Genomic DNA, 21,578 nt, shown 5'->3' with positions numbered 1-21,578 from the left:
GTGGCATGAAGCGCTCGAAATCGCAGCTCACCCGCGGAGACGCCATGCCGGACCTTCCCCTCACCTCGCTTGCCGCCCTACTGAACGGCGCGATCTTTTTCGGGCTGACGCTCAAGGTGATCCGGCTCCGGCGGCGCGACGGGGTCGTGCTTGGCGACAACGGGGATCGGGCGCTGATGAAGGCGATTCGCGGTCAGGCCAATGCCGCCGAACAGATGCCGCTGGGCCTGATCCTCGGCTTGCTGATCGAATTGCAGGGCGGGCCTGCGGGGCCGCTGGCCTCGGCCCTTGCGGCCTTCACGTTGGGCCGGCTGATACATGGTGCCTATTTCGGGATCCATGGCACGCCGTGGCGGCTGCGGTTCTACGGGATGTTCCTGACGATGGCCGGGCAGGTCACGCTGGCCGCACTTCTGGTCTGGACCATCGTGGTCACGTGACGGGTTGAAGATCGCGACGCATCGCGACCGCCGGAAAATCGACACCGGGACCAAGGGGGACCGTAGTGTCCCCGATCGCGTCAAAGCCCAGCGCCGCGTAGAACGGCACCGCCGTGCGAGTCGACAGGCAATGCATCCACGTCATGCCCGCCGTGGCGGCGGCCTCGAACACATGGGTCATGAGCGCCCGGCCGATCCCGCGCCGGACCATGCGGTCATCGGTGACGACATGCCGGACATTGGCGCGCCCCGGCAGGATACCACCGCCCGCAGGTGCCGTGGCAGTCCAGCCCCCCGCGCCCACGATGCGCGCATCGTCGACAGCCACGTAATAGGTGCCGCTGGTCACCAGCCCCGGCTGCGCGCGCGAGATGCGCGGGATCGCTGTCACCAGAACGGAGGGCGGATAATCGGCCTTGAGCAGGCGCGGATAGCTGCGCGCAAGCAACGCATCTATGGCGGCGATATCGGCCCGCGTCGCGGTTCGGATGGTGATCATGGTGCGATCCTCGGGGTGCGGGCTTGCCGCAACGAAAAAGGCCGCGCAAACCGCGCGGCCCAATGTCGTCAGGTCGGGAAAGATCAGCTTACTTGATCTTGCCTTCCTTGTATTCGACATGCTTGCGCACGACCGGGTCGTACTTCCGCACGCTCATCTTTTCGGTCATCGTGCGGGCGTTTTTCTTGGTCACATAGAAGTGGCCCGTGCCTGCCGTCGAGTTCAGGCGGATCTTGATGGTGGTCGGCTTTGCCATGTCTCGTCTCCTGATCGCGGGCCAGGATGGCGCACCGCGGAAAAATCTTGTGAAGCCGCCTTTTACCCGCCGGCCCGTGCGAGTCAACCATATTCCCCCGTGAAACGTGTCCGCGCGTGTCCTGGAGGGCTGAATTGTCGCCACAGGCATGGCAGACGATGGCGCGGGCATTCGGTCAAGGCGAAACGCCCCGGTGCACGCAGCGAAACCACAGGGTGGTGGTTTCGGTGCGCGGATGGCCTGTAAGCCGGATTCTGTCCCCCGGGGTTGCCCCCGGATGGATGGCCATTCATCTGGGATCACCGTCGCCGGTGACCTCGTGCTGCCAACCCGGGGCCCTCGGGTCCAAGCATCCCGCCGCGCGAACGCGGACGGACCCCCTATTTGGCATTGCTCCCGGTGGGGCTTGCCGTGCCGCTTCTGTTGCCAGTCGCGCGGTGGGCTCTTACTCCACCGTTTCACCTTTTCCCCGACGGATCGGGGTAGTCTGTTTTCTGTGGCGCTTTCCCTGGGGTTGCCCCCGCCGGGGATTACCCGGCACCGTGCTTTTCTCTGGAGTCCGGACTTTCCTCCCCCGCGGCACCCTTGCAGGCGCGCCGGAGCGGCCATCCAGCCATCCGCGCGAGGCCGGGGTTATGCCCCCGCCGCCGCCCGGTCAACGACAAATCGACGCCCGAGATCGGTGGCCATCGCCATATCGACGGGATCTAGGGGCCCGTCGACGCCCGCCCGGAACCGCAGACGAAAGGCCCGTAGCAGAAGGTCATCGTCGAGATCGGGACCATAGCCGAAACGTTCAAGCGCGGCGCGGAAGACGGCCCCGTCGACGGGCAAGGCCGGCGCGGGCGTCGCCTCCGGCCAGACCGACAGGCCCAGACGGGCAAGCCCCTGCCAGTCGAACAGGGGGCCGGGATCGGATTTGCGGTCGGGCGCCATGTCGGAATGGCCGATGATCCCGTCCGGCCCGATCGCCCAGCGCCGCATGATGCCCGGAAGAAGCCTGTGCAGCGCCCGCATCTGGGCTGCCGGAAACGGTCCGCGGCCGTCATTGTCCAGTTCGATCCCGATCGAGCGGGAATTGACGTCGCCCGCCCCGGCCCATTGCCCGGCACCCGCGTGCCAAGCCCGCAGCGCCTCGTCGACCATCTGGATGACGGCTCCGTCAGCCCCGATCAGGTAGTGGGCGGACACTTCGAACGCCGGATCGCACAGACGGTCAGCCGCCGCCTCGCAGTTTGCCATCGCGGTATAGTGCAGGACGATCATGTCGGGCAGGACCCCGCCCCGCCGCGCACCGCAATTGGGCGAGGGCCGCCAGAGGATGGGCGTCACCCTCAGCCCTGACCCACCGCGGTCAGGAAGGGGGCCGGATCCCAGCCGCATGCAAACCCGTCTCCGTCCGGGTCGATGCCCAGCGGATCGCGTTCAGGCCCACCGCGCGAAAGAAATTCGCGCTGTGCCTCGTCGGGAGACCGGAAGGTCGCGCAGTTGCGCTGGAATTTGCCCTGTGGATCGATGACCAGAAGCGAACGCGAATACCATTCCTGACCGCGCCTGTTCGGCGCGTTGAGGGCATATTCGATGATGTTCGGGCCGACCTCCTCGTCCCGCTCCGGCAGGGCCGTGGGCTGGATGACCTGATAGGCGTCACGTTGGCGGGCCAGTCTTTCGGCATCGGATTCAATCGATTCGCGCGAGGCAACCGCGTCGAAATCCTGCTCGTCTGATATGCCCGAAGAGGCGATCTGGACCGGCGCGGCATTCGCGGGGCTGGCCTGAACGCCCGACGTCCGGTTGATGTCGTCGCCGCCCGTCATGCCCGAGGTTCCCGGGGCAACAAGCGGCGCGCCGATGCCTGCGGAGGCCAGATCATTGGTGCTGATCCCCGAGGCCGGCGCAGGTGCAGACGACCCGCCCGGCACCACGCCACCCGCATTGGGCGGAACGATGGCCTGCCCCGGATTGACGGCCACGCCGCCGAGGGCCTCGAGCCTCGCCCGTTCGATCTCATACTGGCTGTATTCCGAAATACCGACGCCCGCGCCGCTGTCGGGCACGGGCGTGGCGCAGGCCGCCAGAATGACGGGCACCGTCAGGATCGCATAGCGGAACACCGTTCCCACCTCTCGTGCAATAGATCGGCGGGGTTCTACCACCACCGGGCGGGCTTTGCCACAAAACCGGCTGCACGTTCGAGTGAATAGGCGCAATTCAGCAAATCGCCTTCCTCCCAAGGGCGTCCGATCAGCTGAAGACCGAGCGGCAGTCCGGCCCGGTCGAGCCCTGTCGGCACCGCGATCCCCGGCAGACCGGCGAGGTTCACCGTCACGGTGAACACATCGTTGAGATACATCTCGACCGGGTCGGACACCTCTTTGCCAAGTTCGAACGCGGCCGAGGGGGTCGCGGGCGTCAGGATCGCGTCGACGCCCTGGGCGAAGACATCCTCGAAATCCTTCTTGATCAGGCTGCGCACCTTGCGGGCGCGGTTGTAATAGGCGTCGTAGAAGCCGGCAGACAGCACATAGGTGCCGACCATGACCCGGCGCTTGACCTCGGCGCCGAAGCCTTCGGCCCGGGTCTTTTCATACATCTCCGTCACGCCTTCGCCCTGCGCCAGCTTGGCACGGTGCCCGAAGCGCACGCCATCATAGCGGGCAAGGTTCGACGACGCCTCGGCCGGTGCGATCACGTAATATGTCGGAAGCGCGTATTTCGTGTGAGGCAGGGTGATGTCGACGATCTCTGCCCCCGCATCGCGGAGCATTTCCTGTCCCTGCTGCCACAGCGCCTCGATTTCGTCGGGCATCCCCTCCATGCGGTATTCGCGCGGGATACCGATCTTCTTGCCCCGGATGTCACCGGTCAGCGCGGCTTCGAAATCCGGCACGGGCAGATCGGCGGAGGTCGAATCCTTCATGTCGTGGCCCGCCATCGACCGAAGCATGATCGCCGCATCGCGGACGTCCTTGGTCATCGGGCCCGCCTGATCGAGCGAGGAGGCAAAGGCCACGATGCCCCACCGGCTGACCCGGCCATAGGTCGGCTTGAGCCCGGTGATACCGACAAAGGCCGCAGGCTGGCGGATCGACCCGCCGGTATCCGTCCCGGTCGCGGCAAGGCAGAGGTCCGCCGCCACCGCAGCAGCCGAGCCCCCCGAAGAGCCTCCGGGCGTCAGCGCGGTGTCGTCATTGCCGCGCCGCCACGGGTTGACCGCGTTGCCATAGGTCGATGTCTCGTTCGACGAGCCCATGGCGAATTCGTCCATGTTCAGCTTGCCCAGCATAACGGCGCCATCGTCGAACAGCTGGGTCGTCACGGTCGATTCGTATTCGGGGCGGAACCCGTCGAGGATACGGCTCGCCGCCTGGCTGGGGACGCCCTTGGTGCAGAACAGATCCTTGATGCCCAAGGGGATGCCGCACATGTCGGGGGCATCGCCCGCCTTGATCCGCGCATCCGCGGCCTTGGCCTGCGCCTCGGCGATTTCGGGCGTGTGGTGGACGAACGCGTTGAGCGCGCCCGCCTCGTCGATGGCGGAGAGGTAGGATTGCGTCAATTCGGCGGCCGTAACCTCGCCCTTGCGCAGCGCGTCACGGGCCCCGGCAATCGTGAGTTTCGTCAGATCGGTCATCATTCCACCACTTTCGGCACGGCAAAGAAGCCTTCGCGCGCATCGGGCGCATTCTTCAGGACGGCGGCCTGCTGATTGCCATCGGTCACCACGTCATCGCGCCGCTTGAGCCGCATGGGCGTGACCGACACCATCGGCTCCACGCCCTCGACATCCACCTCGCCCAATTGCTCGATGAAGCCGAGGATGGCGTTGAATTCCCCTGCCAGCGCGGGCAGGTCCTCTTCCTCGACCCGGATGCGCGCCAGATGGGCCACCTTGCGGGCGGTTTCGACGTCGATGGACATGAGATCGTTCCTTGCGTGGTTTGCAGGCGCCTTGCGTTTAGCGCCGCGCGCCATGTGCTGCAAGCATGTGGACGCGGTAGCTGCCCAGCACGATCACGAACATGACGGTATTGAAGACATGCCACAGGAAGTGGGTCCCCAACGGGAAGCTGTCGCAGAACGTCAGATCGACGGACCGGACCGCGATCGACAGCGACAGGACGGCACCGCCCGCAACGAAGCCCCGACGCATCGGGCCAAGCTTGCTGCCGAAGACCAGCGCATAGCCGAAGAGCAGGATCGGCACCGTCCAATAGAAGTTCGACACCCGGAAAAAGGGCAACATGTCCGCCACATAGATAACGCCCGCCGCATAGGGAAAGAACCCCACCACACCCAGACCCGCGGCCCAGACCGGCCAGCCCAGTGCGTGCCGGTTCACCGCATAGAGGTAGACGAGGATGAACAACCCGATGGGCAGGATGTCGGCCAGACCGGCCCATCCTGTGGCCAGCGTATGAAAGAGGAACGACCCGATCCCGATCGCCAGCAGAAGCGCTGCGAGAACCCGCCCCAGTGGCACCCCGTGCATGGCGCGCAGAAACCACAGCGCGACAAGGATATAGCCCAGATTTGTCAGGGCATTGACGGGCTCCGACCAGAACGAGAAATCCGTCCTTTCGCAATAGGCGTCGACCTGCGCGAACCAATCCATGCCTGCCCCTTTTCCTGCCTGCTCCCTGCCCCGGATTCGTCAATGACACCGGCGGCGCGGCTGTTATCCTGCCTTCCGAAGAGGATGGAGGAAATAGCCATGAAACTTACCTGGTTCGGTCATTCGGGATTTCGACTGGAAATCGGCGGGCAGGTGCTGCTTGTCGATCCGTGGTTCACCGGCAACCCTGTCTTCCCCGAGGACCGGCGTGCCGAGGCGATCAGCGGGGCCACGCATATCCTTCTGACCCATGGTCACGGGGATCACGCGGCAGATACGCCCACACTCGCGGCAGAACTGGAGATCCCGGTGATCTGCATCCACGAATTGTCCGAGATCTTCACGGCCCGCGGCGGGATCGAAACGATGGGCATGGGCAAGGGCGGCACGATTTCGCTGGGCGATGTCGCGGTGACCATGGTCAATGCCGTCCATTCCTCGTCGATGGATTTCGAGGGCGGCATCCGCTACGCGGGCGATCCCGCCGGCTTCATGATCGCGGGCGAAGGCCACGTCCTCTATGTATCCGGCGACACCGACATCATGGCCGACATGGCGTGGATGGGCGAATTGCACAAACCCGATATCGGCATCCTGTGCTGCGGCGGCCATTACACGATGGACATGGAACGCGCGGCCTTTGCGGCCCGGACATACTTCGATTTCAAGACGATCGTGCCCTGCCACTACAAGACCTTCCCGATCCTTGCACAGACGGCCGCGCCGCTGGCCGACCTGCTGCCGGGAGTTGAGGTGAGGGAATTGGAAGTGATGGAGCCAACCGAGCTCTGACGATCCGCTGCGGCGCAACGACCGCTGGACCATGGCACCGCCGGCCCTAGCTGTCGGGTCATGAAACATGCACTCGTCATCGGAGCTTCGGGCGGCATCGGCCGCGCCGTCGCCGAAGAACTCACCCGTCGCGGCGTCGCGGTCACGACCCTGTCGCGCCGCGACGACGGGCTCGATATCACCGATCCGGCCTCTGTCGCCGAGGTCATGGGCCGGCAGGACGGCCCGTTCGACCTGATCTTTGTCGCGACCGGTATCCTTTCCCCCGACGGCACCGGGCCCGAGAAATCGGTCTCGGCCATCGAGGCGGCGATCATGGCCGAGGTGCTGGCCGTCAACGCGATCGGCCCCGCGCTTGTCGTGCAGGCGGCGCTGCCGCTCCTGCCGCGCGATACGCCGTCGGTTCTGGCGGTGATGTCGGCGCGGGTGGGCTCGATCGGTGACAACAAGATCGGCGGCTGGCACAGCTACCGGGCGTCCAAGGCCGCGCTGAACCAGATCGTGCGTGGCACCGCGATCGAGATGGGGCGCACGCACAAGAAGGCGGTCTGCGTCGCACTTCACCCCGGCACGGTCGCCACGCCCTTTACCGCCGATTACGCTGGCCGGCACAAGACCGTGCCCCCGGACGAGGCCGCGAGGAACCTTGTCGATGTGCTGACCGGGCTGGAACCCGCGCAATCGGGCCGGTTCTTCGATTATTCGGGGGCGGAGGTTCCGTGGTAAGGCTCGTCCTCGTTCTGGGCGACCAGCTGACCCCCGACATCGCAGCACTGGCCGAAGCGGATCGCGCAAGCGACGTTGTGGTGATGGCCGAGGTCGCCAGCGAGGCGGGCTACGTGCCGCATCATCCCAAGAAGATCGCCTTCGTCTTTGCCGCCATGCGCAAATTCGCGGCCGGGCTGGAACAGGACGGCTGGCGTGTCGCCTATACCCGGCTGGACGATCCCGATAATGCCGGCTCCATCCCCGGGGAGATCTTGCGCAGGGCCGAGGAATTCGGCGCCGGCGAGGTTCTGGCGACGGAGCCCGGCGAATGGCGGCTGATCTCGGCGCTGGAGGACATGCCCCTTCCCGTTCATCTGTTCGAAGACCGTCGTTTCATCGCGACGCACGCGGAATTCGAGGCCTGGGCCGAGGGGCGCAAGGCATTGCGGATGGAGTATTTCTACCGCGAGATGCGCCGCAAGACGGGCCTTCTGATGGAGGATGGCGCGCCGTCGGGCGGCAAATGGAACTATGATGCCGAGAACCGCAAACCCGCGCCCGACGAAGTAACCGCCTCCGGTCCGATGGAGTTCACGCCGGATGCAGAGGTGGACGCGGTGCTCGACCTTGTCGAGGCCCGGTTCGGCGACAACTTCGGCACGCTCCGCCCGTTCTGGTTCGCGACGGATCGCGGGCAGGCCCGGCGCCACCTCGCGCATTGGGTGAAGACCGGCCTTCCGGGCTTTGGCGATTTTCAGGATGCGATGGTCAGGGACGAGCCCTTCCTGTGGCACGCTGTTCTGGGCCTCTACCTGAACGCGGGGCTGCTTGATCCGCTTGAGGTCTGCCGGGCCGCGCAGGACGCATGGGAGGCAGGCGAGGCCCCGCTCAATGCCGTCGAAGGTTTCATACGCCAGATCATCGGCTGGCGCGAATACGTGCGGGGCATCTATTTCCTTGAAGGTCCCGACTATACGCGCCGCAACGCGCTCGGCCATGACCGGCCGCTTCCGGCGATGTTCTGGGGGGCCGAGACGGGGATGGAATGCATCCGCCAGACTGTGGCCCAGACCGAAGCCCACGCCTATGCCCACCATATCCAGCGGCTGATGGTCACCGGCAATTTCGGGCTTCTGGCCGGGATCGACCCCCACGCGCTTCATGAATGGTATCTGGCCGTCTATGCGGATGCCTATGAATGGGTCGAGGCACCGAACGTCATCGGGATGAGCCAGTTTGCCGATGCCGGGGTCATCGCCTCGAAACCCTATGTCTCGTCAGGCAATTACATCGCGAAGATGTCGGATTACTGCGGTGATTGCCGCTACAAGGTCCGTGACAAGACGGGGCCGGATGCCTGCCCCTTCAACCTGCTCTACTGGCATTTCCTCGACCGGCACCGCGACCGGTTCGAAGGCAATCCGCGGTTGGGCAACATCTACCGCACCTGGGACCGCATGGACGAGGCCAAACGCGAGACCGTTTTGTCCGAGGCCCGCGCCTTTCTGGACCGGCTCGACGAGGGCGCTGCGGTCTGATCCGGATTTTTGCGGATTTTCATCTTTGCATCAGGCGAATCGCCGCTATAGTGCGCGCCATGTTGAAGAACGCTCATAACCAGACCTGCGCCGATCGTGCGCCGATGGCTGCCGGCCTTCTTCTTCTCCTTAGCCGCCTCTGAGCGTGCCATCGGGCGCGACCGCTCAGAGGTAAGCAGCGCCAGGAAAAGGCTCAAGGAAATCAAGGAATACCGACATGACCAAAGACCGTGTGCTCATTTTTGACACGACGCTGCGCGATGGCGAGCAATCCCCCGGCGCGACCATGACCCATGAGGAAAAGCTCGAGATTGCCGACATGCTCGACGATATGGGCGTCGACATCATCGAGGCGGGCTTTCCCATCGCCTCGGAAGGCGATTTCCGCGCTGTCAGCGAGATCGCGAAACGGGCGTCGACCTCGACGATCTGCGGCCTCAGCCGCGCGAATTTCAAGGATATCGACCGCTGCTGGGAGGCTGTGAAATACGCGAAATCGCCGCGAATTCACACGTTTATCGGCACTTCGCCCTTTCACCGCGACATGCACAACCTGACCATGGACGCGATGGCCGAACGGATCCACGACGCCGTCACCCATGCCCGCAACCTGTGCGACAATGTCCAATGGTCGTCGATGGACGCGACCCGGACGGAGTGGGATTTCCTGCGACGCACCATCGACATCGCGATCAAGGCGGGTGCGACCACGATCAACATCCCCGACACCGTCGGCTATACCGAACCGGTCGAAAGCGCCGATCTGATCCGCCGCCTGATCGCCGAGGTCGAGGGCGCGGAAGGCGTGATCTTTTCCACCCATTGTCACAATGACCTCGGGATGGCGACGGCCAATTCGCTGGCCGCGGTGGCGGGCGGCGCGCGCCAGATCGAATGCACGATCAATGGCCTGGGCGAACGGGCGGGAAATACCGCGCTTGAAGAGGTCGTGATGGCCATGCGCGTGCGCGGCGACATCATGCCCTATGACACCGGGATCGAGACCACGAAGATCATGAACATCTCGCGTCGTGTCGCGGCGGTGTCGGGCTTTCCGGTTCAGTTCAACAAGGCGATCGTCGGCAAGAACGCCTTTGCCCATGAAAGCGGCATCCATCAGGATGGCATGCTCAAGAACGCCCAGACGTTCGAGATCATGCGCCCCGAAGACGTGGGCCTGACCGAGACCAACCTCGTCATGGGCAAGCATTCGGGCCGCGCGGCCCTGCGCGCCAAGCTCAAGGATCTGGGCTACGAGATGGCCGAGAACCAGCTGAATGACGTCTTCGTGCGGTTCAAGGAACTGGCCGACCGCAAGAAGGAGGTCTATGACGACGACCTCATCGCGCTGGTGCGCCAGAACGAGGCGCTGGAAGACCACGTCAAGCTGGTCTCGCTGCGGGTGACCTGCGGCACCGGCGGGCCGGCGGATGCGGAACTCACGCTGAATATCGACGGCACCGAAAGTTCGGTCATCGCGTCCGGCGACGGTCCGGTCGATGCCAGCTTCAACGCCGTCAAGCAGCTCTACCCGCACAATGCGCGGCTGCAGCTCTATCAGGTGCACGCAGTGACCGAGGGCACGGACGCGCAGGCCACCGTCAGCTGCCGGCTCGAGGAGGAGGGCCGCATCGCGACGGGCCAGTCCGCCGATACCGACACGGTGGTCGCCAGCGTCCGGGCCTATGTCAACGCGATCAACCGCCTGATCGTGCGCCGCGAGAAAAGCGCGCCCGGCATCGACCGCAAAGAGGTCAACTACAAGGACGTCGGCTGACGTTCGGGCAAAGGCGGGGCCTTCGGGGCTCGCCTTTGCAGTCTCAGATCACGGGCACGAGCTTGTTGAACTGCAAGAGCAGGTAGCTTGCGCCGATCGACGCCACGAGCGAGATCGGTGCACGCAGCATCGGCTCGATCCCTATCCAATGTTCCAGCGGATAGACGAAGATCGGGTGGATGAAATAGATCGCGGCCGACATCGGCGCGAGCCATCTGTTGCCGGGGATCGCCCTGACCCGGGTCAGGAGCAGGAACACCACCGGCGTCACGAGAAACGCGCCGCCGATCAGGTCGAAATATCCGGCCAGTATCAGGAAATGATAGTTGAGCCAGACCTCTGCCGCCATGACCGCAGAACCCAGCGCCAGCAGACCGATCAACCCGGGCGTGCCGATACGGTCAAGCATTGTCCCGCGGCGCAGGAGGTATCCCAGCGCCATGTAGGGAAAGCCGAAGAACACGAAGTTCCGCAGCAGAACGATCCAGCCGTTCCGGTGTGTCAGCCGATCGAACCCCACGAGGTAATTCAGCACGTATTGAACGGTGAAGCCCACCAGGAACAGGCCCAGCGCCAGCCGGAAGATGCGCCCGGAACTCCAGTCGCGCACGACCCAGAGGATCAGGCCCGCCCCCAGAAGCGCGGGCAGATACCATAGATGGGCGTATCCGGTCAGGATGTAGAAACCGAGCTTGGCGAAAGAGAAATCCCCGATCAGAACGACGAGCGGCAGGAAGACGGCGGTCCAGAACAGGTAGAGCCGCAGCACGCCCGCCGACCAGACCGATGGCCCCCGGCGCATCGCACTGTCGAAGAAATAGCCCGATACGATCATGAAGAAGGGCACCACGATCCGGGCAAAGCCGTTGGCGAAAGCCGCATGGGTCGGAATATGGACATCCTTGAAGAGACCCGCATGGCCGACAACCACGACCATCGCGAGGCCGAGACGCCCCCAATCCACCGCAGGCAGCCGCCCCGCCGGAAGCGGCGGGAGAGTGACCGGATTGTGCACCTGCGTGTTCATATCCACATCTTGGCAAAGGGCCGCAAAGTTGCGACTGCAAAGCGTGCCGGGCCGTAAAATACCGCCCGGGTGAGATTCGCCTACATCACTTTGCCCGGGCTCTCAGCCGAAACGAGGACTTGGCGATGCCGAAAACGGGCTGATCAAGCGGCATGGCGAGATGTTCGAAAAATGTATTTTTTCTATTAATTTCGTAAAAATAACAAAGTGTTACGATATATAAAGTCGAATATAATCAATTTCATGGCGAAGAACGGCCTGTGGATTCAGGCCGAGAAAAGGCCCCCTTTCGCAAAGGCCCGCCAAAGAATATAACCGCCCGGACCCGGAGCCGCCCGGTATGCTGCCAATTAACATGGATGAATCGACATGTTCGGTCTCAACGGCCTTTTCTCGTCAGATATGGCGATCGACCTCGGAACGGCGAATACGCTTGTCTATGTCAAGGGACGGGGCGTCGTCCTGTCTGAGCCTTCTGTCGTGGCCTACCATGTGAAGGATGGCGTGAAAAAGGTGCTGGCCGTCGGCGAAGATGCCAAGCTGATGCTGGGCCGCACGCCCGGCTCGATCGAGGCGATCCGCCCGATGCGCGAAGGTGTCATCGCGGATTTCGATACCGCCGAAGAGATGATCAAGTATTTCATCCGCAAGGTTCACAAGCGGTCGACCTTTTCGAAGCCCAAGATCATCGTCTGCGTGCCCCATGGTGCGACCCCGGTCGAAAAACGGGCGATCCGGCAATCGGTCCTGTCCGCCGGCGCCCGCCGCGCGGGCCTGATCGCCGAACCCATCGCGGCGGCCATCGGTGCAGGGATGCCGATCACCGATCCCACGGGCAACATGGTCGTCGATATCGGCGGCGGCACGACAGAGGTGGCCGTCCTGTCGCTGGGCGACATCGTCTATGCCCGGTCGGTCCGGGTCGGGGGCGACCGCATGGACGAGGCCATCGTGTCCTACCTGCGTCGGCAGCATAACCTACTGGTGGGCGAGGCGACGGCCGAACGGATCAAGACCTCGATCGGCACGGCACGGATGCCCGATGACGGACGCGGGCAATCGATGCATATCCGCGGCCGCGACCTTCTCAACGGCGTGCCAAAGGAAACCGAAATCAGCCAGGCCCAGGTGGCCGAGGCGCTGGCCGAACCGGTCCAGCAGATTTGCGAGGCCGTGATGACGGCGCTCGAGGCGACACCGCCCGATCTTGCCGCCGACATCGTCGACCGTGGCGTGATGCTGACCGGGGGCGGCGCGCTTCTGGGCGAGCTGGACCTTGCCCTGCGCGAGCAGACAGGTCTTGCGATATCGGTTGCGGACGAGTCGCTGAATTGTGTGGCATTGGGCACCGGCAAAGCGCTGGAATATGAAAAGCAGCTCAAGCACGTTATTGACTACGAAAGCTGACCGCCCCGGCATCGCGCCCCCGGGGCAACGCTGCGTGAAAGGGTGAAGGCTTGGCCAGAGACCGACGAGGTTCAGAAGACTATGTCGGCCCGCTCCGCAGGCTGCTGATCGGCCTGATGGTGCTTGTCCTTTTGGGGACATTCTTTGTCTGGCGGATCGACAGCCCCCGGGTCGAAAGGTTCCGCGCGGCGGTGATCGACAGGATCGTTCCCAACCTCGACTGGGCCATGGCGCCGGTGACGGGCGTGGCGAACATGGTGTCCAGCTTCCAGAGCTATGCACGCATCTACGAGCAGAACCAGGACCTCAGGCGCGAATTGCAGCAGATGCGCGCGTGGCGCGAGGCGGCGCTTCAGCTGGAGCAGGAAAACGCCAAGCTTCTCGATCTCAACAATGTGCAGATCGATCCGAACCTGACCTACATCACCGGTGTCGTGATGGCCGACAGCGGCTCTCCGTTCCGGCAATCGGTGCTGCTGAACGTGGGGGCGGCAGACGGAATCCTCGACGGCTGGCCTGCGATGGATGGCATCGGCCTCGTGGGCCGGATATCGGGTGTCGGCCGCAATTCGAGCCGGGTTCTCATGTTGACGGATACGTCGAGCCGCATCCCCGTCATCATTCAGCCGTCGGGCCAGCGTGCGATCATGGCGGGCGACAATTCGATCTATCCGCCCCTGAATTTCGTGGAGGATGACGACCTGATCCGGCCCGGTGACCGGGTCGTCAGTTCAGGCGATGGCGGGCTGTTTCCCGCCGACCTGCTGATCGGCCGTGTCGCGCTGGGAACCGATCGCCGGTTGCGGGTCCGGCTGGCCGCGGATTACGAACGGCTGGAATTCCTTCGCGTGCTCCGGGCCCGGCCGAACGAACCCATCGAAGAACCCGGAAGCCTTGTCGCCCCCGGCCCAGCGCCGACGCTTACGCCGGAGCCTGCCGACGCCCCCGAGGGCGAGACCGCATCGGCGGAGGGCACCAGTGGCTGAACCTGCATCAGCACGAAACTGGGGAGGCCAGCTGTCATGGCTCGCGATCGTGATCCTGATCATGTTCGTGAACCTTTTGCCTCTCAACACCCTGCCCAGATCCTGGGCGGGGCCCGATCTACTTTTGGTCGTGACGCTGGTCTGGATCGCGCGGAGGCCGGAATTCGTCCCGGCGCCGATGGTGGCGGTGGTCTTCCTTCTGGCGGATCTGGTCTTTCAGCGGCCACCGGGGTTGATGGCGGCACTCGTCCTGATCCTGACAGAGATGCTGCGCGCCCGCAGCGTATCTATGCGGCAATTGCCCCTTACCCTTGAATGGGCAAGCATCGCACTCGGGATCGTGATCATTTCACTGATCGAAAGGATGGTGCTTGCCTTGACTCTGATCCCGCAACCGCCATTCAGCCTGTCCTTGATGGAGGCGGTTTCAACGGCACTTGTCTATCCAATCGTCGTTCTATTGGCCTATCTTGTTTTCGGGATAAGCCGCCCCGCCCCCGGCGAGGTGGATTCTCTCGGCCACAGGTTGTGACGGAGGCGTCATGCGCAAGCCGCAGAAAGAAACGGAACAGAGCAACCGGACGATCACGCGTCGGGCCATGCTGGTGGGCACGGCCCAGCTCGCGCTGATGGGGGCCCTCGGTTACCGCATGCAATCCATGCAGATCGATCAGGCCGACGAATTCCGGCTTCTTGCCGATGAAAACCGGATCAACATCCGCCTGATCCCCCCTGCCCGCGGCCTGATCTTCGACGCCAAGGGCGTGCCTCTGGCCGAGAACGAACAGAATTACCGCATCGTGATGGTGCGCGAGGATGCGGGCGATGTCGAAGAGGTGCTGGGCCGGCTTCGCCAGCTTGTCGCGATCCCCGACGACGTGCTGGCCGATGCGATCGAGGAGTTGAACCGCAGATCGCCCTTCGTGCCGGTCACGATCATGGAGCGGGTCTCGTGGGACGATGTGGCCAAGGTCACCGTCAACGCCCCTGCCCTGCCCGGGATCACCGCAGAGGTGGGGCTGTCGCGGCACTATCCTCTGGGCGCGGACCTGGCGCATGTGGTGGGCTATGTCGGCCCGGTCAGCGATTTCGACCTGTCGCGGATCGACGATCAGGATCCGCTGCTTCAGATTCCGCGCTTTCAGATCGGCAAGACCGGGGTCGAGAACAAGCTGGAACGCACGCTGCGCGGCTCTGCCGGAACGCGGCGTATCGAGGTCAATGCCCTCGGCCGGGTCATGCGCGAGCTGGACCGTCAGGAAGGCGTGCCCGGCGCCGACATCCAGCTGACCATAGATGCGGAGTTGCAGACCTATGTCGAGGCACGGCTCGAGGGCGAAAGCGCCGCGGCGATCGTCATGGACCTTGAAACAGGCGATCTGCGTGCGCTGGCCTCTGCGCCGTCCTTCGACCCCAACAAGTTCGTGCGCGGCATTTCGGTGGCGGACTGGACGGGCCTGACCGAGGATCCCTACCGCCCGCTGGCCGCCAAGACGATCCAGGGCGTCTATCCGCCCGGCTCCACCTTCAAGATGATCACCGCTCTTGCCGCGATCGAAGACGGGGTCATCGACCCCGAAGAGACGGTCTATTGCCCCGGGTACATGGATGTCTCCGACGTGCGGTTCCATTGCTGGCGCCGGGGCGGGCACGGCAACATCAACCTGCACGAAAGCCTCAAGCAAAGTTGCGACGTCTATTACTACGACATCTGCCAGCGGGTCGGCATCGACAAGATCGCCGACATGGCCCGCCGCTTCGGCATCGGGGTCGAACATGACGTGCCGCTGTCGGCAGTGGCCACGGGCCTCGCACCGGACAAGGAATGGAAACGCCGGGTCCGCGGCGAGGACTGGCGCGTGGGCGATACCGTCAACGCCTCGATCGGTCAGGGCTATGTGCTGGCGTCACCGTTGCAGCTTGCGGTGATGACCGCGCGACTGGCGACCGGACGCTCTGTCTCGCCCCGTTTGATCCACACGATCAACGGGGTGGAGCAGCCGACGGGCGCGGGCGAACCGATGGGCCTGAACGAGAATTACCTGCGCCGCATCCGGCAATCGATGTACGATGTCTGCAACCACAGCCGTGGAACGGCCTACCGGTCACGGATCGTCGCCGAGGAGGCCCGGATGGCCGGAAAGACCGGCACGAGCCAGGTGCGGCGCATCACCCCCGAAGAGCGGGCGCGCGGCGTGACCTCGAATGCCGATCTGCCATGGGAACGCCGCGACCACGCGCTGTGGGTCAATTACGCGCCCTTCGAGAACCCGCGCTTCGCGGTCTCGGTCATCGTCGAGCATGGCGGTGGCGGATCGGCGGCAGCAGCGCCCATCGGCCGGGACGTGACGCTGCAGGCGCTCTATGGCGGCGAGCCGCCGCTCTCGGCCTATCCGTCAAACGTGCGCAGCCGCATCGCCGAGCAACAGGAACGCATTCGCAACCGGATCGCCCCGGGCTCGGATGCGGCGAGTCAGGCCTGAGGGGTGCGCGATGAGCTATCTTGAATATCAGGTTCGCTATGTCCCGTCAGGGCTGCGCAAGCTTCTGTATCTGAACTGGCCGCTGATCATCCTGCTGACTGCGGTCGCCTGCGCAGGGTTCCTGATGCTTTATTCCGTGGCCGGCGGTTCGGCCTCGCAATGGATGGAGCCACAGGCCAAACGCTTTGCGATGGGGCTGGGCCTGATGGTCCTGATCGCGATGTTCCCGATCTGGTTCTGGCGCAATATGGCCGGTCTTGCCTATATCGTGTCGCTCGTTCTGCTCGTCGCGGTGGAATTTCTGGGTGAGACGCGCATGGGCGCACAGCGATGGATCGACCTTGGTTTCATGCGGCTTCAGCCGTCGGAGTTGATGAAGATCGGGATGGTAATGATGCTGGCCGCCTATTACGACTGGCTGCCGCTCAAGAAAGTGAGCCACCCGTTCTGGGTCCTTGTTCCGGTCGTCTTCATCATGCTGCCGGTCATGCTTGTCCTTGCGCAGCCCGACCTGGGCACGTCGATCCTGCTGGTCGTCGGCGGGGCCGCGGTGATGTTTCTTGCAGGCGTGCACTGGGCCTATTTCGCGACCGTTATCGCGGCGGGCGTGGGCGCGGTCGTGGCCGTTCTGGAAAGCCGGGGCACGACCTGGCAAATCCTGAAGGACTACCAGTACCGGCGCATCGATACCTTCCTCGATCCGTCCAACGATCCGCTGGGCGCAGGCTATCATATCACGCAGGCCAAGATCGCCCTTGGCTCGGGCGGCTGGACGGGGCGCGGTTTCATGCAGGGCACGCAATCGCGGCTCAACTTCCTGCCCGAGAAGCACACCGATTTCATCTTCACTACGCTGGCCGAGGAATTCGGCTTTGTGGGCGCTTTCGCGCTTCTGGTGCTGTACGGGCTGATAATCCTGTTCTGCGTGATATCGGCCCTGTCGAACAAGGACCGGTTCGCCTCACTTCTGACCCTGGGCGTGGCGATGACATTCTTTCTGTATTTCGCGGTGAACATGTCGATGGTGATGGGGCTTGCCCCCGTCGTGGGCGTGCCTCTGCCGCTGGTCAGCTATGGTGGCTCGGCGATGCTTGTCCTGATGATCGGGTTCGGGCTCGTGCAATCGGCCCATGTGCACAAGCCGCGCTGAGATGGCGATCAAGGTCCTGTTCTCGGCCCCCGATGGCCAGTTCGCCCGGTACAGGGCGCCGCTGTCTCAGGCCTTCGAGGCGGCGGGGCTGACGGTCGATCTGGCCGAGGATCATGCGCCCGAAGAAACCGATTTCATCGTGTTTGCACCCGGCGGGCAGGTCAGCGACTTTCGCCCGTTCACGCGGACGCGTGCGGTGATGGGGCTCTGGGCCGGGGTCGAGAGCATCGTCACGAACCGGACCCTGACGCAGCCGCTGGCCCGGATGGTGGATCACGGCATGACGCGGGGCATGGTGGAATACGTCGCGGGCCATGCCCTGCGCTACCACATCGGGATGGATGGCCATATCGTCAATCCCGACCACGAGTGGGCCCACCGGACAACTCCGCTGGCCGCTGACCGGCCGGTCACGATTCTTGGCCTTGGCGCCCTCGGCGCTGCCTGTGCCGAGACCTTGGCGCAACTGGGCTTCCCGGTCACGGGATGGAGCCGATCCCCCAAGACACTCGACAATGTGACCTGCCTGAGCGGGCAGGACGGCCTGCACCGGGCACTTGAGGGGGCGCAGATCGTGGTCCTGCTGGTGCCCTTGACGGCCGAGACGGAGAACGTCCTCGATGCCGCCGCGCTGGCACGGCTGGCGCCGGGCGCCTTTGTCATCAATCCCGGGCGCGGCGCGCTGATCGACGATGATGCGCTGTTGGAGGCGCTGGGATCGGGGCGGGTCGCGCATGCCACGCTTGACGTGTTCCGCACCGAACCCCTGCCCGCCGACCATCCCTATTGGTCGCACCCGCGGGTGACGGTCACGCCGCATGTTGCCTCGGAAACCCGGCCCGTCACGGCAGCGCGGGTCATCGCCGAGAACGTGCGCCGGGCCGAAGCTGGGGAACCGCTCCTGCACCTCGTGGATCGCGACCGGGGCTACTGAGCGCGGCGCTATCTGAGCCTTGGAGGTTTGTCGGGGTCCATGCCCGGCGCCACGGGGGCGGTCTCGACCACGGGACGGCGCGGCAATTCGACGGCGCGTCCCACCCGGGCGACCCGTTCGGCCAATGCGCTGTCTGCATCGGCAAAGGTCACGTCGAGCGCCCCCGCCTCGAGCCCCGAGAACGCCAGCGCCTCGCTGACGGCGACGGCCAGCGCGGGTTGCGCGGCCTCCTCTGCGCCGACAAAGACCAGAAGGGAGCCGTGCTGCCCGTCGGAATATTCCGCCACCACCAGCCAGGCCGCCTGCGCCAGATCCCCCGTCCCGTCGAGCTTGCGTGCCAGCGACGTGGCCAGCGGTGCGGGCAGATCGGCGGGCGCGCGCACCGCCACGGGCCGTGCCTCGGCCTGATCGGGCGCATGGGCCAACGTTTGCGTCAGCCACGAGACGGCGTCGGGCGGAACGAGGTATTCCGAAGGCGCCACGGTAAGGTTGAGCGCGATCCCGACCCCCTGCCCGTCGAGCAATTCGGCAAGGCCGCGGCCCGACAGGCCCGCATAGGGCGCGATCTCGCCCGCATATTCGGCCAGCCGTTCGTCGCTGTCGAAGGCGAGGACATAAGGAACCCCGCTCACCTCGATCACGCGCGGAGAGACGCTGTCCTCGGCCGCCTCGTCCTCGAGCAGGATGACAAGCGGCGCATCGGCAAAGACGCCAAAGAAGGCCAGCCGCAGCGCGTCGTCCGCCTCGTCGGCGGCCATCGCGGCATGTGCGCGGTCGATCTCGGAGAAGGGGTCGGTCATTCGTTCAGCACCTTGCGCACACGGTCCTTAAGAACCGGCAGCAGCTCGGCCTCGAACCACGGGTTCTTTCTCAGCCAAGCCGTATTGCGCCACGACGGGTGCGGCAAGGGGATGGTCGTGGGAAAGTGCTGTTCCCAGTCGCGGACCCGTTGGGTCACGGTCTGTCCCTTGCCAAGGTGCCAGTTCTGCGCCGCGCCACCGACAAGGATACGCAAGCCGGGCGTGCCGATTTCCGACATCACGCCTTCGTGCCATGTCCGGGCGCAGATCGCGGGCGGCGGCAGATCGGCACCCTTGGCGTCATAGCCCGGAAAGCAGAACGCCATGGGCACGATGGCCACCCTCTCGAGATCGTAGAACTCGGCCTTGCTCATCCCCAGCCAGTCGCGCAACCGGTCCCCCGAGCGGTCGTGGAACGGAATGCCGGCCTCGTGGACACGCGCACCGGGAGCCTGACCCGCCACGAGGATCCGCGCGCCGGGCCTGTACCAGACCACCGGGCGGGGCCTGTGGGCGGTTCGCGTCGCGGCGAACCGTTCGCGGCACAGGGTGCAGGCCTTTATCCGTGGCGCAATCGACATGGGATCAGGCCTAGCGGCGCAGGCCACCCAGTGCAACGCGGCCCGGTGGCGCGGTGCTCGGCGGCAGATTGCGGGGGCCTCTGGCTTGCCGTACAAGCGGGATGGATCCTCTGCGCGGTGTCAAGATGTACAGAGCCTGGAACTTCCTGACCAATTATTCGCTGCTGCTGCTGATCGGGGCGGCGATCGCACTTGTCTGGGCAAATCTCGACAACCAGAGCTATCGGGGATTTGCGGACCTCGTGATCGCCGATGGCGTTTTCATCGGTGAGCCGGTTCTGTCCGACACGGGCGAGATCGTCACGCGGAGCCTGACGCTGCATTACCTCGTCAACAACGTGCTCATGGCGTTCTTCTTTGCGCTCGCAGGCAAGGAAGTCTGGGAGGCGCTGATCCTGCAGAACGGCGCGCTTCGGGGCAGGAAAGCCGCGACACCGCTGATCGCGACGCTGGGCGGAATGGCGGGGCCGGCGCTTGTCTACCTTGGCCTTGCCGCCGTTCTGGGATCGGAAACCCATGACGCGGTATCACGCGGCTGGGCCATTCCGACCGCAACCGACATCGCCTTTGCCTATCTATTCGGGCGGCTGATCTTTGGGGCAGGACACCCCGCGGTGCGGTTCCTGCTGCTGATCGCGATCGCCGACGATGCGATCGGCCTGATTATCATCGCGGTCTTCTATCCAGCGGGTGCGCTCGAACTGGGGTGGCTGGGGCTGTCGGCCGCGGCGGCCATCGGCGTGTTCGTGCTGTGCAACTGGTTGCCAAGGCGGCTCGACCGCGGACGCGAGACCCGGCCCAATTCCACATGGGTGCGGCATCACCTGTCGTTCTGGCCCTATCTCGTCGCCGGATGCCTGAGCTGGTTCGGCTTTCAGGAGGCGGGCCTGCACCCTGCGCTGGGCCTGTTGCCGATCGTGCCCACCCTGCCCCATGCAGACCGGGCATTCGGTATCTTTTCCGAAGCAGAGCAATATCTTACCGACCTTCTGAACCACGTTCAAACCCTGTTGAGATACCCCGTCGAGATCATCCTGTTCCTCTTTGGCCTGTTGAATGCGGGCGTCGAGTTCAGCTCGATCGGTGCGCCGACGTGGCTTGTTCTGGCGGGACTTCTGATCGGCAAGCCGGTGGGCATCCTGACGTTCGGCTGGTTCGCCGCCCGGCCGCTGAAGCTGGGCTTGCCCAAGGGCATGGGGCTGGGCGATCTGGCCGTGATCGGGTGCGTGGCGGCGGTGGGCTTTACCGTTTCGATCTTCATCGCCTCGGTCGCCTTCGCGCCCGGAGCGATGCTTGGGGCCATCCCCGTCGAGGATGCCGCCAAGATGGGCGCGCTATTCGGTCTCGCCTCTTTCATGCTTGCCATGGGCGTCGCGCGTCTCGTCGGGGTCGCGCGCCGCGACCGCTAGGACCGGCATCGTTGCCGATCTGGCGAATTTCCGGCCAAAAGTCCGCTAAATCAGAGTAGATTGTTCACGAGATTATGCTTTCGGGCACCATTTCGCCATATTCTCTCGGTATCGAAAGATTAAAGACGTATGAAGGCGGGTGTATAACGCCGCACAGAGCAGTTTGACGGACATAG

General features: G+C 64.5%; 22 protein-coding genes and 1 other RNA gene. 12 read left to right on the top strand and 11 right to left on the bottom strand.

Translation table 11 applies throughout. The features are described 5' to 3' along the window. Positions 1–44 precede the first annotated feature (44 nt). Positions 45–440 carry an MAPEG family protein gene (locus EP376_RS00600; RefSeq protein ID WP_164744830.1) on the top strand — a complete coding sequence of 132 codons (396 nt, stop codon included), beginning with the start codon at positions 45–47 and terminating at the stop codon, positions 438–440. Here the strand turns inward: EP376_RS00600 and EP376_RS00595 are convergent. The 8 genes from EP376_RS00595 to EP376_RS00560 form a co-directional block, all read right to left on the bottom strand. After that, the gene (locus EP376_RS00595) at positions 433–939 is read right to left on the bottom strand and encodes a GNAT family N-acetyltransferase (RefSeq protein WP_127653601.1); all 507 of its coding nucleotides are present in this window, start codon (positions 937–939) and stop codon (positions 433–435) included. The two genes, EP376_RS00600 and EP376_RS00595, sit on opposite strands and share 8 nt — an antisense overlap. A gap of 88 nt (positions 940–1,027) precedes the next feature. Continuing rightward, entirely contained in the window at positions 1,028–1,195 is a 168-nt protein-coding gene (gene rpmG / locus EP376_RS22890) for a 50S ribosomal protein L33 (RefSeq protein WP_068241894.1), read from the bottom strand. A 227-nt stretch (positions 1,196–1,422) separates the two neighbouring features. Next, an RNA gene (gene rnpB, locus EP376_RS00585) (RNase P RNA component class A) lies at positions 1,423–1,816 on the bottom strand. 12 nt (positions 1,817–1,828) lie between these two features. Continuing rightward, positions 1,829–2,461: an N-acetylmuramoyl-L-alanine amidase gene (locus tag EP376_RS00580; RefSeq protein ID WP_238928606.1), complete on the bottom strand. Its 633-nt coding sequence runs from the start codon at positions 2,459–2,461 to the stop codon at positions 1,829–1,831. Between the two features lie 68 nt (positions 2,462–2,529). Continuing rightward, a complete protein-coding gene (locus EP376_RS00575) occupies positions 2,530–3,309 on the bottom strand; it encodes a hypothetical protein (protein ID WP_240652422.1) in 780 nt (259 codons plus the stop codon). A gap of 35 nt (positions 3,310–3,344) precedes the next feature. Beyond that, positions 3,345–4,829: an Asp-tRNA(Asn)/Glu-tRNA(Gln) amidotransferase subunit GatA gene (gatA, locus tag EP376_RS00570; protein WP_127654679.1), complete on the bottom strand. Its 1,485-nt coding sequence runs from the start codon at positions 4,827–4,829 to the stop codon at positions 3,345–3,347. Beyond that, entirely contained in the window at positions 4,829–5,116 is a 288-nt protein-coding gene (gene gatC, locus EP376_RS00565; RefSeq protein ID WP_127653597.1) for an Asp-tRNA(Asn)/Glu-tRNA(Gln) amidotransferase subunit GatC, read from the bottom strand. The genes gatA and gatC overlap by 1 nt, the downstream gene beginning before the upstream one ends. Positions 5,117–5,153: 37 nt before the next feature. Further along, positions 5,154–5,810 carry a ceramidase domain-containing protein gene (locus EP376_RS00560; RefSeq protein ID WP_127653596.1) on the bottom strand — a complete coding sequence of 219 codons (657 nt, stop codon included), beginning with the start codon at positions 5,808–5,810 and terminating at the stop codon, positions 5,154–5,156. Between the two features lie 99 nt (positions 5,811–5,909). On the opposite strand from EP376_RS00560, the gene EP376_RS00555 reads away from it, so the two are divergent. The 4 genes from EP376_RS00555 to EP376_RS00540 all read left to right on the top strand — a co-directional run bounded on the left by EP376_RS00555 (position 5,910) and on the right by EP376_RS00540 (position 10,625). Further along, entirely contained in the window at positions 5,910–6,602 is a 693-nt protein-coding gene (locus EP376_RS00555) for a metal-dependent hydrolase (RefSeq protein WP_127653595.1), read from the top strand. Between the two features lie 60 nt (positions 6,603–6,662). Continuing rightward, on the top strand, positions 6,663–7,328 hold the full coding sequence (locus EP376_RS00550; protein ID WP_127653594.1) for an SDR family oxidoreductase: 666 nt from the start codon (positions 6,663–6,665) through the stop codon (positions 7,326–7,328). Then, positions 7,322–8,848: a cryptochrome/photolyase family protein gene (locus tag EP376_RS00545; protein ID WP_127653593.1), complete on the top strand. Its 1,527-nt coding sequence runs from the start codon at positions 7,322–7,324 to the stop codon at positions 8,846–8,848. Before EP376_RS00550 ends, EP376_RS00545 begins: the two co-directional genes overlap by 7 nt. A 217-nt stretch (positions 8,849–9,065) precedes the next feature. Continuing rightward, positions 9,066–10,625 carry a 2-isopropylmalate synthase gene (locus tag EP376_RS00540; RefSeq protein ID WP_127653592.1) on the top strand — a complete coding sequence of 520 codons (1,560 nt, stop codon included), beginning with the start codon at positions 9,066–9,068 and terminating at the stop codon, positions 10,623–10,625. 43 nt (positions 10,626–10,668) lie between these two features. On the opposite strand, the gene EP376_RS00535 is transcribed toward EP376_RS00540, so the two are convergent. Next, on the bottom strand, positions 10,669–11,652 hold the full coding sequence (locus EP376_RS00535) for an acyltransferase family protein (protein ID WP_127653591.1): 984 nt from the start codon (positions 11,650–11,652) through the stop codon (positions 10,669–10,671). A 369-nt stretch (positions 11,653–12,021) separates the two neighbouring features. Here EP376_RS00535 and EP376_RS00530 point away from each other — a divergent pair, with 369 nt between their 5' ends. The 6 genes from EP376_RS00530 to EP376_RS00505 are packed head-to-tail and all read left to right on the top strand — an operon-like array spanning position 12,022 to position 18,612. Beyond that, positions 12,022–13,059, top strand: a complete 1,038-nt coding sequence (locus tag EP376_RS00530) for a rod shape-determining protein (RefSeq protein ID WP_127653590.1) — start codon at positions 12,022–12,024, stop codon at positions 13,057–13,059. A 50-nt stretch (positions 13,060–13,109) separates the two neighbouring features. Continuing rightward, positions 13,110–14,045 (top strand): rod shape-determining protein MreC, encoded by a 936-nt coding sequence (mreC, locus tag EP376_RS00525; RefSeq protein WP_127653589.1) that lies wholly within the window; start codon positions 13,110–13,112, stop codon positions 14,043–14,045. After that, on the top strand, positions 14,038–14,577 hold the full coding sequence (locus EP376_RS00520; RefSeq protein ID WP_127653588.1) for a rod shape-determining protein MreD: 540 nt from the start codon (positions 14,038–14,040) through the stop codon (positions 14,575–14,577). The genes mreC and EP376_RS00520 overlap by 8 nt, the downstream gene beginning before the upstream one ends. A 10-nt stretch (positions 14,578–14,587) precedes the next feature. After that, entirely contained in the window at positions 14,588–16,528 is a 1,941-nt protein-coding gene (gene mrdA, locus EP376_RS00515) for a penicillin-binding protein 2 (RefSeq protein WP_127653587.1), read from the top strand. A 10-nt stretch (positions 16,529–16,538) separates the two neighbouring features. Continuing rightward, positions 16,539–17,678: a rod shape-determining protein RodA gene (gene rodA, locus EP376_RS00510; protein WP_127653586.1), complete on the top strand. Its 1,140-nt coding sequence runs from the start codon at positions 16,539–16,541 to the stop codon at positions 17,676–17,678. Position 17,679: 1 nt separating this feature from the next. Continuing rightward, positions 17,680–18,612 carry a 2-hydroxyacid dehydrogenase gene (locus tag EP376_RS00505; protein ID WP_127653585.1) on the top strand — a complete coding sequence of 311 codons (933 nt, stop codon included), beginning with the start codon at positions 17,680–17,682 and terminating at the stop codon, positions 18,610–18,612. 8 nt (positions 18,613–18,620) lie between these two features. Here EP376_RS00505 and EP376_RS00500 read toward each other — a convergent pair whose 3' ends face one another. Together EP376_RS00500 and EP376_RS00495 are read right to left on the bottom strand one after the other, a co-directional pair. Next, positions 18,621–19,412, bottom strand: coding sequence for an SseB family protein (locus EP376_RS00500; RefSeq protein ID WP_127653584.1), 792 nt, complete (start codon positions 19,410–19,412; stop codon positions 18,621–18,623). Further along, the gene (locus EP376_RS00495) at positions 19,409–19,993 is read right to left on the bottom strand and encodes a uracil-DNA glycosylase family protein (RefSeq protein ID WP_127653583.1); all 585 of its coding nucleotides are present in this window, start codon (positions 19,991–19,993) and stop codon (positions 19,409–19,411) included. The genes EP376_RS00500 and EP376_RS00495 overlap by 4 nt, the downstream gene beginning before the upstream one ends. Before the next feature lie 125 nt (positions 19,994–20,118). Between EP376_RS00495 and EP376_RS00490 the strand changes: the two genes are divergently transcribed. Then, positions 20,119–21,402, top strand: a complete 1,284-nt coding sequence (locus tag EP376_RS00490; RefSeq protein ID WP_127653582.1) for a Na+/H+ antiporter NhaA — start codon at positions 20,119–20,121, stop codon at positions 21,400–21,402. Positions 21,403–21,578: the final 176 nt, after the last annotated feature.

Source organism: Alexandriicola marinus (assembly GCF_004000435.1).
GTDB lineage: Bacteria > Pseudomonadota > Alphaproteobacteria > Rhodobacterales > Rhodobacteraceae > Alexandriicola > Alexandriicola marinus.
This window is presented reverse-complemented; position numbering and strand designations above follow the sequence as displayed.

Bases quoted from the DNA above. Each gene is read 5' to 3' on its own strand.
- EP376_RS00600 (WP_164744830.1), top strand. From the start codon at position 45: ATGCCGGACCTTCCCCTCACCTCGCTTGCCGCCCTACTGAACGGCGCG.
- EP376_RS00595 (WP_127653601.1), bottom strand. From the start codon at position 939: ATGATCACCATCCGAACCGCGACGCGGGCCGATATCGCCGCCATAGAT.
- rpmG (WP_068241894.1), bottom strand. From the start codon at position 1,195: ATGGCAAAGCCGACCACCATCAAGATCCGCCTGAACTCGACGGCAGGC.
- EP376_RS00580 (WP_238928606.1), bottom strand. From the start codon at position 2,461: ATGATCGTCCTGCACTATACCGCGATGGCAAACTGCGAGGCGGCGGCT.
- gatA (WP_127654679.1), bottom strand. From the start codon at position 4,829: ATGACCGATCTGACGAAACTCACGATTGCCGGGGCCCGTGACGCGCTG.
- gatC (WP_127653597.1), bottom strand. From the start codon at position 5,116: ATGTCCATCGACGTCGAAACCGCCCGCAAGGTGGCCCATCTGGCGCGC.
- EP376_RS00560 (WP_127653596.1), bottom strand. From the start codon at position 5,810: ATGGATTGGTTCGCGCAGGTCGACGCCTATTGCGAAAGGACGGATTTC.
- EP376_RS00555 (WP_127653595.1), top strand. From the start codon at position 5,910: ATGAAACTTACCTGGTTCGGTCATTCGGGATTTCGACTGGAAATCGGC.
- EP376_RS00550 (WP_127653594.1), top strand. From the start codon at position 6,663: ATGAAACATGCACTCGTCATCGGAGCTTCGGGCGGCATCGGCCGCGCC.
- EP376_RS00540 (WP_127653592.1), top strand. From the start codon at position 9,066: ATGACCAAAGACCGTGTGCTCATTTTTGACACGACGCTGCGCGATGGC.
- EP376_RS00535 (WP_127653591.1), bottom strand. From the start codon at position 11,652: ATGAACACGCAGGTGCACAATCCGGTCACTCTCCCGCCGCTTCCGGCG.
- EP376_RS00530 (WP_127653590.1), top strand. From the start codon at position 12,022: ATGTTCGGTCTCAACGGCCTTTTCTCGTCAGATATGGCGATCGACCTC.
- mrdA (WP_127653587.1), top strand. From the start codon at position 14,588: ATGCGCAAGCCGCAGAAAGAAACGGAACAGAGCAACCGGACGATCACG.
- rodA (WP_127653586.1), top strand. From the start codon at position 16,539: ATGAGCTATCTTGAATATCAGGTTCGCTATGTCCCGTCAGGGCTGCGC.
- EP376_RS00505 (WP_127653585.1), top strand. From the start codon at position 17,680: ATGGCGATCAAGGTCCTGTTCTCGGCCCCCGATGGCCAGTTCGCCCGG.
- EP376_RS00500 (WP_127653584.1), bottom strand. From the start codon at position 19,412: ATGACCGACCCCTTCTCCGAGATCGACCGCGCACATGCCGCGATGGCC.
- EP376_RS00495 (WP_127653583.1), bottom strand. From the start codon at position 19,993: ATGTCGATTGCGCCACGGATAAAGGCCTGCACCCTGTGCCGCGAACGG.
- EP376_RS00490 (WP_127653582.1), top strand. From the start codon at position 20,119: ATGTACAGAGCCTGGAACTTCCTGACCAATTATTCGCTGCTGCTGCTG.